The 12,472-nt window shown below is 47.9% G+C and carries 13 protein-coding genes; 7 read left to right on the top strand and 6 right to left on the bottom strand.

Annotated elements, in window-relative coordinates; translation table 11 throughout:
* Positions 1–11 precede the first annotated feature (11 nt).
* The 6 genes from parC to serB are packed head-to-tail and all read left to right on the top strand — an operon-like array spanning position 12 to position 7,141.
* Positions 12–2,273, top strand: coding sequence for a DNA topoisomerase IV subunit A (gene parC / locus AKN87_RS06770; protein WP_053102896.1), 2,262 nt, complete (start codon positions 12–14; stop codon positions 2,271–2,273).
* Positions 2,274–2,289: 16 nt separating this feature from the next.
* Positions 2,290–3,414 carry an ABC transporter permease gene (locus tag AKN87_RS06765; protein ID WP_053102895.1) on the top strand — a complete coding sequence of 375 codons (1,125 nt, stop codon included), beginning with the start codon at positions 2,290–2,292 and terminating at the stop codon, positions 3,412–3,414.
* Position 3,415: 1 nt separating this feature from the next.
* On the top strand, positions 3,416–4,183 hold the full coding sequence (locus AKN87_RS06760) for an ABC transporter ATP-binding protein (RefSeq protein ID WP_053100499.1): 768 nt from the start codon (positions 3,416–3,418) through the stop codon (positions 4,181–4,183).
* Positions 4,180–5,139, top strand: a complete 960-nt coding sequence (locus tag AKN87_RS06755) for an MlaD family protein (RefSeq protein ID WP_053102894.1) — start codon at positions 4,180–4,182, stop codon at positions 5,137–5,139. The genes AKN87_RS06760 and AKN87_RS06755 overlap by 4 nt, the downstream gene beginning before the upstream one ends.
* Positions 5,136–5,894 carry a PqiC family protein gene (locus AKN87_RS06750; RefSeq protein ID WP_053102893.1) on the top strand — a complete coding sequence of 253 codons (759 nt, stop codon included), beginning with the start codon at positions 5,136–5,138 and terminating at the stop codon, positions 5,892–5,894. The genes AKN87_RS06755 and AKN87_RS06750 overlap by 4 nt, the downstream gene beginning before the upstream one ends.
* 29 nt (positions 5,895–5,923) lie before the next feature.
* Positions 5,924–7,141, top strand: a complete 1,218-nt coding sequence (serB, locus tag AKN87_RS06745) for a phosphoserine phosphatase SerB (RefSeq protein WP_053102892.1) — start codon at positions 5,924–5,926, stop codon at positions 7,139–7,141.
* Positions 7,142–7,198: 57 nt separating this feature from the next.
* Here serB and AKN87_RS06740 read toward each other — a convergent pair whose 3' ends face one another.
* Both AKN87_RS06740 and AKN87_RS06735 read right to left on the bottom strand, forming a co-directional pair.
* Complete coding sequence (locus AKN87_RS06740; RefSeq protein WP_053102891.1) at positions 7,199–7,537, bottom strand: barstar family protein; 339 nt, start codon at positions 7,535–7,537, stop codon at positions 7,199–7,201.
* Positions 7,534–7,902, bottom strand: coding sequence for a ribonuclease domain-containing protein (locus tag AKN87_RS06735; RefSeq protein WP_080995521.1), 369 nt, complete (start codon positions 7,900–7,902; stop codon positions 7,534–7,536). Before AKN87_RS06735 ends, AKN87_RS06740 begins: the two co-directional genes overlap by 4 nt.
* Positions 7,903–7,964: 62 nt before the next feature.
* Here AKN87_RS06735 and AKN87_RS06730 point away from each other — a divergent pair, with 62 nt between their 5' ends.
* The gene (locus AKN87_RS06730; protein WP_053102890.1) at positions 7,965–8,309 is read left to right on the top strand and encodes a hypothetical protein; all 345 of its coding nucleotides are present in this window, start codon (positions 7,965–7,967) and stop codon (positions 8,307–8,309) included.
* An 87-nt stretch (positions 8,310–8,396) separates the two neighbouring features.
* Here the strand turns inward: AKN87_RS06730 and AKN87_RS06725 are convergent, their stop codons facing one another.
* From AKN87_RS06725 to ubiH, 4 genes are all read right to left on the bottom strand, one after another.
* Positions 8,397–9,401 carry a Fe(3+) ABC transporter substrate-binding protein gene (locus AKN87_RS06725; protein ID WP_053102889.1) on the bottom strand — a complete coding sequence of 335 codons (1,005 nt, stop codon included), beginning with the start codon at positions 9,399–9,401 and terminating at the stop codon, positions 8,397–8,399.
* Between the two features lie 94 nt (positions 9,402–9,495).
* Positions 9,496–10,725: an FAD-dependent monooxygenase gene (locus AKN87_RS06720; protein WP_053102888.1), complete on the bottom strand. Its 1,230-nt coding sequence runs from the start codon at positions 10,723–10,725 to the stop codon at positions 9,496–9,498.
* Positions 10,726–10,733: 8 nt separating this feature from the next.
* Entirely contained in the window at positions 10,734–11,240 is a 507-nt protein-coding gene (locus AKN87_RS06715; protein WP_053102887.1) for a DUF4442 domain-containing protein, read from the bottom strand.
* Positions 11,233–12,444: a 2-octaprenyl-6-methoxyphenyl hydroxylase gene (gene ubiH / locus AKN87_RS06710; protein ID WP_053102886.1), complete on the bottom strand. Its 1,212-nt coding sequence runs from the start codon at positions 12,442–12,444 to the stop codon at positions 11,233–11,235. Before ubiH ends, AKN87_RS06715 begins: the two co-directional genes overlap by 8 nt.
* Positions 12,445–12,472 lie beyond the last annotated feature (28 nt).

Here is a 12,472-nt window from a genome sequence, read left to right as displayed (position 1 = left end):
GTAGAAAAGTTATGAGTGAATTAGTCGATTTAAGTTTTGAAGGGGTGGAGCAACGCTCGCTCGCCGACTTTACTGAAAAAGCGTACCTCAATTATTCGATGTACGTGATTATGGACCGGGCCTTGCCGCATATTGGTGATGGCTTAAAGCCGGTGCAGCGACGTATTGTTTACGCCATGAGCGAGCTAGGTCTAAATGCTGAAGCGAAGCATAAAAAATCTGCTCGAACCGTGGGTGATGTGTTGGGTAAGTTTCACCCCCATGGTGATTCAGCGTGCTATGAGGCGATGGTATTAATGGCACAACCTTTTAGTTATCGCTACCCGTTGGTCGATGGGCAGGGGAACTGGGGTGCGCCCGATGATCCTAAGTCCTTTGCCGCGATGCGTTATACCGAAGCCAGACTGGCACACTATGCCGATAGTTTGCTGGCTGAGTTAGGCCAGGGCACAGTTGATTGGATAGATAACTTTGACGGTACCTTGCAAGAGCCTTCGGTGCTGCCGGCACGGCTGCCCAATTTGCTGCTCAATGGCACTACTGGGATTGCGGTGGGGATGGCTACCGATATTCCACCGCATAACTTGTTAGAAGTAGCTAATGCCTGTGTGCAACTGATAGATCAGCCAAACAGTACATTAGAAGAGCTATTAACGCATATCCAAGGCCCAGACTTTCCAACCGCAGCTGAAATTATTACCCCACGGTCTGATTTATTAAAAATCTATCAAACGGGGCGGGGTTCGGTTCGCGCGCGGGCCGTGTATCGTCTAGAAGATGGCGAGATTGTGGTGACGGCACTGCCTTATCAGGTTTCAGGGGCCAAGGTTTTGGAGCAAATTGCCGGGCAAATGCAGGCCAAAAAACTGCCGATGGTGGCGGATTTGCGTGATGAGTCAGATCATCAAAATCCCTGCCGCATTGTGATTGTGCCGCGCTCTAACCGAATTGATAGCAAGGCCCTGATGCAGCATTTATTTGCCACCACGGACTTAGAAAGTAGTTACCGCTTTAACAGTAATGTGATTGGCCTAGACGGCAAGCCCCAAGTAAAAAATCTGTTGCAGATTTTAACCGAGTGGTTGAGTTTTAGACTGGAAACCGTGCGCCGTCGTCTGCAGTTTAGGCTCGATCGAGTTGAGCGTCGCTTACATTTGTTAGATGGCTTGCTGATCGCTTTTTTAAATCTCGATCAGGTGATTGAGATTATTCGAACGGAAGATCAGCCTAAAAGTGTGTTGATGCAATGCTTTGCCTTAACTGAAACCCAAGCAGACTACATTTTAGATACGCGCTTGCGTCAATTGGCACGCCTAGAAGAGATGAAAATTCGGGGGGAACAGGCTGAGCTATTGAAAGAGCAGAAAAAGTTGCAGGGCTTGTTGGCTAGCCCGACGAAGCTTAAGCGCTTAGTCAAACAAGAAATTCAGCAAGATGCTGAAATCTATGGTGATTCTCGCCGTTCACCGCTGGTTGAGCGAGTGGAAGCGAAGGCGCTTGATGAAAGTGCTTTGGTGCCGGTAGAAGCACTAACGATTGTTTTATCAGAACAAGGCTGGGTGCGTGCGGCGAAAGGACATGAGGTTGATGCGGCAGCTTTGTCATACAAAGCTGGAGATGGATTAAAACAGGCACAGCCTGCTCGCTCCAATCAGCAGGTGAGTTTTTTAGACAGTGAAGGACGTAGTTACTCGCTAGCTGCCCATACCTTACCTTCGGCCCGAGGCCAAGGTGAGCCCTTAACTGGCCGCTTAGCCCCACCAATGGGCGCTAGTTTTGAATGGATTCTTGCCGCTGAAGATGAGGCACTGTACTTAATGGCCAGCGATGCCGGCTATGGCTTTTTAGTGAAGGGTGCCGATTTACACACTAAGAATAAAGCCGGTAAGGCTTTAATCACTTTACCTACTGCTGCTAAGGTATTGCCGCCAATGGAAGTTCAGGCGCTAGAATCGCAGTTGCTAGCGGTGGTGACGAATGAGGGACGATTATTGGTATTTGCCTTAAAAGAGTTACCCATTTTATCCCGAGGCAAGGGTAATAAAATTATTGGTATTACTGCTGAGCGCGCGGCTAAGCGTGAAGAGTGGGTAGTTGGTTGTGCACTCGTTACTGCTAGTGATTCGTTAATTGTGCAGTCGGGTAAGCGCACCTTGACGTTAAAACCTGATGACCTAGAGCATTACTATGGCGAGCGAGGTCGACGTGGCAGCAAACTACCGCGCGGCTTTCAGCGTGTTGAAAAAATATGGGCCGATCAAGCAACCTCTTAATAAAAGGTAAACAGCTATGGCAAGCGTGCCAGATCAAGCAATTTTAGAGTGGGATGGCACCGAATCTGCCAGGCTAAACTTGCGTGGTGCTTGGACTTTACACCAAGCCAAACCGAATCTAGCCAAAGTATGGAAAGCTAAACCTAAGTCGGCTAAGCACATCACTGTGCAGGTTGAAGTAGAGCAATGGGATAGCAGTTTACTGGCGATGCTACGGCGGATTCGTCGCTTAGCTGAGCAGCAAAATGCAAGTGTTGAATTTGCCGAGTTGCCGCCAGCAGTTAGTAGGCTCTTGGTGATGGCGGATACGCCATCGGTGCAAGCTAAAGCACAGGAGCCTCAGGCCTTTGGCAGAATTGCCCGCTTTGGTTTAGTGGTCATGGCGGTGTTTGCTGCGATTGGTAAAAGTTGTCAGTTTATTGGCGAAGTATTAATCGCCTGCTGGCGCATGCTGCTTGGAAAGGGGCGCATGCGTATGAGCGATTTTTGGGATGCCCTGCAACAGTGCGGGCCAGGAGCCTTACCGATTGTGGCTCTGATTGCCAGTCTAGTGGGGTTGATTCTAGCCTTTGTTGGCGCCGCGCAGTTAGAAGCCTTTGGTGCGCAACTGTATATTGCCAACATGGTGGCAATTGGTATGACCCGAGAAATGGGCGCGTTAATGACCGCAGTGATTATGGCCGGCCGAACCGGGGCGGCCTATGCGGCAGAGCTGGGCAGTATGCAGGCAAATGAAGAAGTCGATGCATTAAAAACTTTTGGTTTTCCACCATTAGAGTTTTTAGTTTTGCCGCGTTTGTTAGCGCTCTTGATTAGTATGCCGATTTTAACGGTATTTGCCGATGCCTTGGGGATTTTTGGCGGGTTCGTGATTGGTTCGGGCTTATTTGATATTTCTGCGACCCAATACATTAACCAAAGCTTATCGATGTTGACCTTAACCGATTTTATGATTGGTTTATTTAAAAGCTTAGTGTTTGCGGTACTGATCGGTTTAATAGGCTGCTATTACGGCTTAAACAGTGGTCGTAATGCCCAGGCGGTTGGTAAAGCCACCACCGGTGCGGTGGTTAGCATTATTGTCGCGCTGGTAGTGAGTGATGCGATGATTACCTTAATCTGCACCCAGTTGGGGATTTAATATGCGAAACTCAGGCATTTTAGTTGCTGAAAACTTAAGTGCAGGTTATGGCAGCTTAGTGATTCAGCGCGACCTAAATTTTTCAATTAAACAGGGCGAAGTCTTTGTCATTATGGGTGGTAGTGGGTGTGGTAAGAGCACCTTGTTGCGCCATCTGATTGGTTTGCAGGCGCCACTGGCAGGAACCAGTTACTTTCATGGCGAAGACTTTTGGGCGCAAGATGAAGATACACGGGCTAACTTGCAGCAGTATTTTGGCGTGTTGTACCAAAACGGCGCGCTCTGGGGTTCGATGACCTTACGGCAAAATATTTGCTTACCCTTGGCCGCGTGGCGTCCCAATTTAAGTCGTGCTGAGCAAGATGAATTAGCTGAACTTAAGTTATCCTTAGTTGGGCTAACAGGCTGCGCTGATTTGTATCCTTCTGAGCTTTCGGGGGGGATGCGTAAACGAGCTGCTTTAGCTCGAGCTTTAGCTTTAGATCCTGAAGTGTTGTTCTTTGATGAGCCTTCGGCAGGACTTGATCCGCTAAGCTCACAAGCATTGGATGAGCTGATTTTACAGTTGCGTGATAGTTTAGGCTCAACCATTGTATTGGTTACCCACGAGTTACCCAGTATTTATGCAGTGGCTGACACCTGCTTGTTTCTCGATAATAAAACCCGTACCCAAATCGCATTTGGTTCCTTAACCGAGCTATTAGATAATGGCCCAGAAACCGTACAACGCTTTTTACGTCGTGGTGCAAAAGCCACGGAGGCACTATGAGTGATTCAAGAAAACCTTTTTTAATTGGCGCCTTTGTGCTGGCTGGTATTTTTTTATTGGTCAGTGGGGTGATGATTTTAAGTCGAGACAGTTTATTTACTAAACCTGCTGAGTACGTGGTTTATTTTACCGGTACTCTCGATGGGCTGGATGTTGGCGCTGATGTTACTTACCGTGGAGTAAAGGTCGGCAGTGTGCGTGAAATTCGTTTGTCCTATGATCGCAGTATTCAAGATGTGATCATGCCGGTGGTGATTCGCATCAACCAAGGTGAAAACGAAGCAGCCAGTTTAGGTGGCAAAGGTTTTGATGCGGTGGTTGAGCCTTTGGTTGAGCGTGGTCTGCGTGCACAATTACAAACCCCTAGTTTGTTAACGGGTAAGGCCATTGTCGCGCTGGATTTTTTTCCGGGGCATGAAGGGTATATTCGTGAACCCCATCGCTTTGATGTGCCAGCAATACCTAGTGTGCCGTCGAAAATTGATCAGGCTGCTGATGTGCTGCGTGATTTAGTGTCAGGTCTGAAAGATGTGCCCATTGCTGAACTAATGGAAACTGCCAGTGGTGCGATGCGCTCATTGGATAAATTAGCCAGCTCACCAGCGCTCAGTGAGGGGCTGGAAGGGGTGAATAAAATTTTAGCCAATGTTGACCAGCTGACAGCCCAATTAAACTTAGATGTACCGCAGTTAATGGGTACGGTGACCGGCAGTGGTAATGAACTAACCGAAGTGATGAAAGAGTTACGCCAAACCGCGAAAAATACTCAGCAGGTTATCGAGCAGATGAATGGCTTTGTCGTAGATAGCCGTCGCTCCATTGGTCCGCAATCTGAATTACAATATGAGATGCTCAATGCTCTGCAAGAACTGAGTCAGGCAAGTAAAGCTATGCAGCGCGCTGCTGAAGGTTTAGAGCGCAATCCAGAGTCATTAATTTTTGGGAAAAAACAATGATTAAGCACCTACCCGTATTACCTGCAGTCTTGGCTGTGCTTACAATGGCAGGCTTAGGTGGCTGCGCCACGACTGAGCCAGTTCAGTTTTATCAGTTGCAGTCGGCGGTGGCGGCTAAAAACACCAAAGAGCATGATTTAACCGTATTACTTGGGCCATTGAAGGTGGCTGATTATTTGCAGCGCGAAAGTATTTTACAGCGTGACGCCAATGGCAGTTTTAGTATGGCCAAGGGAGGACGTTGGGCTGGCAGTTTACAAGATAATATTGGTCAGTACCTCGTGCGGCAGCTAGCAGCGGAGCTCAATACTAGTAAAATTTCTTTATATCCTGATCGCATTGGGGTTGAGCCTCAGCAGCAATTAGTGCTGAGTATTAGTCGTTTAGATTCAGGTGTACAACAACCCGCGCTGATTGAGGCGCAGTGGCGTTTATTGGATGCCAACGGTGAGCTTTTAGACAGTGGTTTATATACCGACAATGAGCCGCATCAAAATAGCTTAGACTCACAAGTTAAAGCGCAAAGTGCGTTGTTGCAGCGCTTAAGTAAAGCTTTAAGTCAGCAAATGCGCCAGCAGTCAGCTAAACGGCAAGTGGCTTATAATCAATCTAGCGTGCGCCCAGCTAAGACGCCAACTAAGACGGCAGTCGAATCTGCTAGCACAACACCGACTAAGAGGTTAGCGACGCCTGCAACCTTACCTGAAGCACCAGTGAAACCATCGGCTGAGCAAGTTGAAGTATTTCGTTTCTAACCATTACCTTATCGAGTGGAGATAGCGCCTTGCGCGAAATAGTATTGATTAATATCACCGGAGAAGATCGCCCGGGTTTAACCGCGGCGATCATGGGAGTGCTGGCTAATGCGGGGGTAAATATTCTTGATATTGGGCAGGCGGTGATTCATGACACCCTATCTTTTGGGATTTTAGTCGAAATTCCCCAGGCAGAAGGTTCTGCCGACGCGCTTAAAGATGTGCTGTTTACTGGTTACAAGTTAGATCAGCAAGTGCGCTTTACTCCTATTTCTGAGCAAGATTATCAGTTGTGGGTACAAGGACAGGGTAAATCGCGCTATATCGTTACCCTGTTAACCCGCAAGGTAACTGCTTTACAGCTGCAACGAGTCAGTGAAATTACTGCTAAATATGACCTAAATATTGATCATATTGATCGTTTGTCTGGTCGTCGTCCGCTTGATTTGCCTTTGGATAAAAGCAAAGGCTGTATTGAGTTTTCAGTGCGTGGTGAGCCTGAAGATGTGGCGGCATTGCGAGCTGAGTTTTTAAGTGTCGCCCAAGAGTTGAATGTTGATATTGCCTTCCAGCGCGATACCGTTTTTCGGCGTAACCGTCGATTAGCAGTGTTTGATATGGACTCGACGTTAATTGAGGCCGAAGTTATTGATGAGTTAGCTAAAGCGGCTGGTGTTGGCGAGAAAGTAGCAGCTATTACTGAGCGCGCGATGCAGGGTGAGCTGGATTTTAAAGCCAGCTTTAAAGAGCGTTTAGCACTCTTAAAAGGTCTACCAGAGTCTAGCCTGCAAGGTATTGCCGATAGTTTGAAGCTTACCGAAGGTGCTGAGGTGTTATTTACCGAGCTTAAGCGTTTGGGATACAAAACTGCGATTTTGTCCGGTGGTTTTACCTACTTTGCCAAGCAGCTACAAGCTAAATTAGGCATTGATTATGTTTATGCTAATGAGCTAGAAATTATTGATGGCAAGGTGACTGGGCGAGTGATTGAGCCAATTGTCGATGCCCAGCGCAAAGCTGATTTGCTGCAAGAGTTGACTGCTAAAGAAGGCTTACGCTTAGAACAGACAATTGCTGTTGGTGATGGGGCGAATGATTTGCCGATGCTAGGTTTAGCAGGTCTGGGTGTGGCTTTTCGGGCAAAGCCCTTAGTTAAGCAAAGTGCCCGTCAGGCGATTTCAACCTTAGGTCTGGACGGCATTTTGTATCTACTAGGCTATCGTGAACGGGAAAGCATTGAGGACTAAGTTCGCCTGCGCTCAATTTGATTCAACGCCTTACTCTTAGGAGTAAGGCGTTTTTGCTTAAGGGTTAACTGGCGCTTGCAAGTAGACAGCTAAGCTCTGCCATTCAGAGGCAGCATCTGCTAGCAACTGGATAAATTGCTCTAGGGCATCGGCCTCAATTACAGTGGCTTTTGCAAAGGAAATATACAGCCGTAATGGCTGCTGTGGGTTCCATGGGACTTCACTTAAACAGTCCCAAGCGGCATCCCAGTTATTGCCAAAGTATTCGGCAAACTGAAAAGTTTCGCTCAACCAGCTCAAGAGCGTACAGCGATTCACTGCGGTAGGGGTAAACTCATAATCAACACTTACAGCAGGGCGTTGATTGACCCAAAATAAACCGCTTGCAGTGGTCATGGCTGCACCTTTAATTGAATAAAACTTTGATAATGATCTTCGGTGTAATAGTACACTTCTGGCGGTTGCCCGCCAGTAACTACACGTTTGGCACCGCGATGTTTGAGATTGGGCGTAGGAACTGTGTATTCTCGGTAGTAGCCGCGCGGCTTGAGAGGTAAGCGTTTTTCGCGATTATGAAACAGGCTATTATCTTGCCGATAAGGGTAAGGGCCACCTTGTTGAATAAGCGCGAGGGTTTGCCTAAGCTCCTGTGAGTATTGGGTTTGTTTTGAATTGCTAGGCTCTAGCTGCAGCCAAGCCAGCAGTAAGAGCAAAGCTAGACCGATAATAGTGCTCAGGATTTTTTTAGGCGCAGTGCGCATAATAACTCCAAGGTGAATCACTCAGGCAGTAAGGCCTTTGCGCAGTTAAGTAGAAGGTATAGATGAATAAGCAGGCAGCATTAGTGCGTAAGCTGAGAAAAGCAACTCGGCATTATAATAAATATGACGAAACAAATGCCGAGTTAATGGAGAATTTGTTACTTAGCTGTATTGAGGAGCTAACCGAGGTCGTACACCCTGATTTGCTATGTAACTTACAAGATACGGTATTGGTGTATTATTTTAAGTTATGGACTAATTATGTGGTGAGCTTTCCCGAGTATGAGCAGCGTTTACCCGCCTTGATTAAGGGAGTGAGTTTTTACTTAAGGGATCCAGGGCGGGTGCAGCAAGAGCTGGCCCAAGAAGAATTACCGTTTAGTAGCAATGTGCTTGAGTTTCAATAGATTGGGGTAATCTTTAAACAAAACACAGGCCATAAAAAAGCCGAAACCTAAAAGGTTTCGGCTTGTTGTTACAGGGCAGAGTAAAACTTAACGCCAGCCAGCACGATCCATTAAGCGAATCGCTTCTGCTTGACGCTTACCTGCTACTTCAACAGGGATTTTATCGGCTTCAAACTCGCCCCAAGCAGCTACTTCTGCTGAAGGCTTAACTGCTGGGTTCGCTGGGAACTCTTGGTTTACGCCAGCGAAAATCGCCTGCGCTTCAGGGCCAGTCATCCATTCTAACAGTTTAACCGCAGCTTCTTTATGCGGTGCATGCTTAGTGATGCCAGCACCTGATAAGTTGACGTGTACGCCACGATCTTCTTGGTTAGGCCAGAATAGTTTTACTTTTAAGTCTGGGTTTTGCTGGTGTAAACGGCCGTAGTAATAGGTGTTAACAATACCTACATCGCACTGACCCGCATCAATTGCTTGCAGTAAAGCGGTGTCGTCAGAGAAAGGATCAGTTTTTAGATTACTTACCCAGCCTTTAACGATTTCTTCAGTTTTTTGCTCGCCATGGGTTTCCATTAAGGTGGCGGTTAGTGACTGGTTATATACTTTCTTACTGGTGCGTAAGCAAAGACGATCTTTCCACTCTTTATCCGCAAGCGCTTCATAGGTGGTCAATTCTTTAGGATCAACACGCTCTGTAGAGTAAACAATGGTACGTGCGCGTAGGGATAAGCCTGTCCACTCGTTATTACTGGAGCGATATTGGCTAGGAATGTTGTTTTGAATGGTTTCAGACTCGATGGGCTGTAAGATGCCCATTTGCTCTGCTTGCCACAGGTTACCCGCATCAACTGTGATCAGCATATCAGCAACAGTATTGGCACCTTCGGCTTTTAGGCGGGCCATTAAGGGCGCTTCTTTGTCGGTAATAAACTTAACTTTAACGCCGGTTTCTTCAGTGTACTTGTCAAATACTGGCTTAATTAACTCATCAATACGTGATGAGTACACCACCACTTCATCGTTAGCGGCAAAGGCATTGCTCGCTAGTACAGCTAAGCCCATAGCAGCCAGTAAGGGGGTACGTTTGTGCATAACAGCCTCGTGTCCATGTGTGAGATAAAACCAAATGATATTGAATTGCATTTACTTTGGCAAATGTTTTCAATAAATAGCTAAAGGCTAGTCATTAACTGGGTAACGGCCGAGCAAGTGCGGGTAAATAGCTGCCTTCGCCAAGGGCTTGGCGGGTAATCAAAGCTTTGCTCAGAGGTGTATCATTCATCAGCTTTAAACCAAAATTGCGAGCTAAACGCAGGGCAAGGTGATCACTTTGAAAAAGGTGTTGAAAGCCTTCCATTGCTCCCATCATGGTTAGATTATGGGGCATACGTTGGCGCTCAAAACGACTGAGTACACGCTCGCTAGCCAGTTGTTCACCACGCTGGGCAGCGGCTATTAAGTTTTCGGCAAGGGATGCTGCATCTAAAAAACCCATATTCACCCCTTGGCCCGCTAGTGGGTGGATGGTATGGGCGGCATCACCAATAAAGGCCAGTCCTGGTTGCACATAGCGTTTCAAGTGGCGCTGGCGTAGTGGAATGCTAAAGCGTTGATCGCTGTGGATAATTTTTCCTAAACGATATTCAAAGGCTTGGCCCAGAGCTTGATTAAAGGCTTGGGAATCAAGTGCCATTAATTGACGGGCATGTTCAGGTGTGGTCGACCACACTAGTGAGCACCAATGGCCTGCTAGCGGTTGGCCAGTCAGTGGTAGTAAGGCAATGGGACCAGTAGCAGTAAAGCGTTGCCAAGCAGTGTGTTGATGCGGCTGTTCGGTTTGTACGCTGGTGACAATGGCGTGATGTAAATAATCCCACTCACGGGTTGCTGCTTGAGTTAAGCGGCGCACGGCAGAATTCGCACCATCAGCTGCGATTAATAGTGGCGTGGTTAACTGGCTTTGATCAGATAAGCTTAATTGCCAGCCGTTTTGACTGCGTGTGAGTTGCTCTAAACGAGTATGCGCTAAGAGCTGAATGGGTGAGTTTGCGAGTTGCTCAAGCAGCGCATCTTGGACTAAATCATTCTCTACGATATGCCCTAGGTGCTCAGCATGTACATCAGCTGCAGAGAATTGAATATTGCCAGTGCCGTCGCCATCCCAGACTTCCATCTGATAATAGGGGCAGGCACGGCGCTGCTGTATGCCAGACCAGGCCTGAAGTCGAGTTAGAATCCGTTCAGAGGCCAAGGATAGGGCACTCACTCGCGGTGCAAAAGGGCGTTGAAAATCCAGTGGTTGGGCGCTTAAAGAGCTGCCATCTAGCAATACAATCTTCAGCGGAAGTGACTGTAAGGCTAGTGCCAAGGCGCTACCAACCATACCGGCACCAACAATAACGATATCTGCGTGCATAACCAATCCTATTGAGTTGCTGGGCGATACTCGGGTTTCAGGCGCACATACACCGTTTTTTGTACCCGTGCGATCACGCGTTGCTGTGAGTCGAGGATATTGACCTGAAACACTGGTAAGTATTTTTCACCTTGAGCTGTTTGGCGCTGAATATCTAGCAATTGTTCATCGGATAATTGAAACTGGGCCTGCACATAGCCTTTGCCAGGACTAATAAAATCAATCTGTGAAGCCTGATCCCAGACCAGATAGCGGGGACCCAAGCATTGCATGAGCATCAGCATATAAAAAGGATCGGTCATCGAGTACAGCGAACCACCGAACTGGGTACCAACATAATTGCGGTTATACCAGCGTAGCTTCATTTGTACCTGAACTTGGCGAAAATCAGCGGAGATTGACTTAACTGAGATGCCAGCGCCCAAGTAAGGAGGATAGAGACTGATGCCCCATTTCAACCAGCGCGCTTTTTTAGCTAAGGCGCGTGCGTGTTTAGATTGAACAGATTTAGACATAGCGGCGTCCACCTAAGCCCATGGCCTGTTGCGCAAACCATTGTTTCGCAGGAGAGGCTAATTCTAAGCCCAAGAGCCCTAAGCTGCGTAACTGAGCCAAGGGCGCGCGGCTGTGTGAGAATAGCCGCGTCACCTGATCAGAGAAACCAATGGTTAAGGCTTGATCTTGCTGCTGCAGCCGTTGGTACTGTTGCAAAGTGGCAAAGTCGCCAAGTGGCTGATTACTGGCTAATAAAGTATTGGCTAAGCATAAACAGTCGCGCAGTGACAAGTTATAGCCTTGTCCGGCAATTGGGTGCAGGCTATGGGCAGCATTACCTAGCACTACTAGGTGAGGGCGAACTTGCTCGCTACTTTCGATCAGGTTCAGAGGATACAGATGCCGTGTGCCCACTTTATTAAAAGCGCCTAAGCGATAACCAAACTCACGTTGCAGAGCGTGTTTAAACTCAGCATCAGGCAATTGGCTTAGCTGTTCGGCAGTCGTTGGTGGATGAGTCCAGATGAGCACCATCCGATTATCCACTAAGGGTAATAAAGCTAAGGGACCGGTCGCGGTAAAGCGTTCAAAGGCTTGGCCTTGGTGATCCTGTTGCGGGGTAACGGTGCTGATTAAGGCAGTCTGTTGATAAGGTGTTACCTTGGCATAAATACCTAATTGCTCACGTAAACCCGAGCGCCCACCATCGGCTAAAATAGTGAGCTCGGCAGTTAATTGCGAGCCATCATTAAGGCTGAGTTGATAGCCTTGTTGATGGACTTTAATGTGCTCGACCTGAGCAGGACAGCGCCACTCAACCACCTCTGGGTCGAGAGCATCCCACAGGCAGCGCCCTAACCAAGCATTTTCTACCACATAACCTAAGGCTGGCACTCCTGATTCGCTAGCGAGGAGGCGCGTGTTAGCAAACTTGCCTTGTTCTGACACATGGATTGAGCTAATCGCTTGGCTGCGCAGCTTGAGTTGTGGCCAGATACCTAAAGCGTGATAAATTTGTTGGCTGCCATAGGAGAGCGCGGAGCCACGGGCATCATAACTAGGTTGAAAGGCATGGCCTGGTTGGAAGGGCTCAATCAGCGTAATGCGCCAACCCTTTTTCTTGGCTCCAGCTTGCAGGGCTAAGGCGAGACTGGCACCCACCAAGCCACCGCCAATAATAGCAATCTGGGTGGTTGAAGAGCTAGATGCTTGCCGTGTACTCATGGAAATGCCTTCTCACTTGGTAAAATGC

This window comes from Thiopseudomonas alkaliphila, assembly GCF_001267175.1.
GTDB classification, from domain to species: domain Bacteria; phylum Pseudomonadota; class Gammaproteobacteria; order Pseudomonadales; family Pseudomonadaceae; genus Oblitimonas; species Oblitimonas alkaliphila.
Note: the sequence above shows the minus strand (reverse complement) of the source record. Positions and strands in the feature narration are given on the sequence as shown.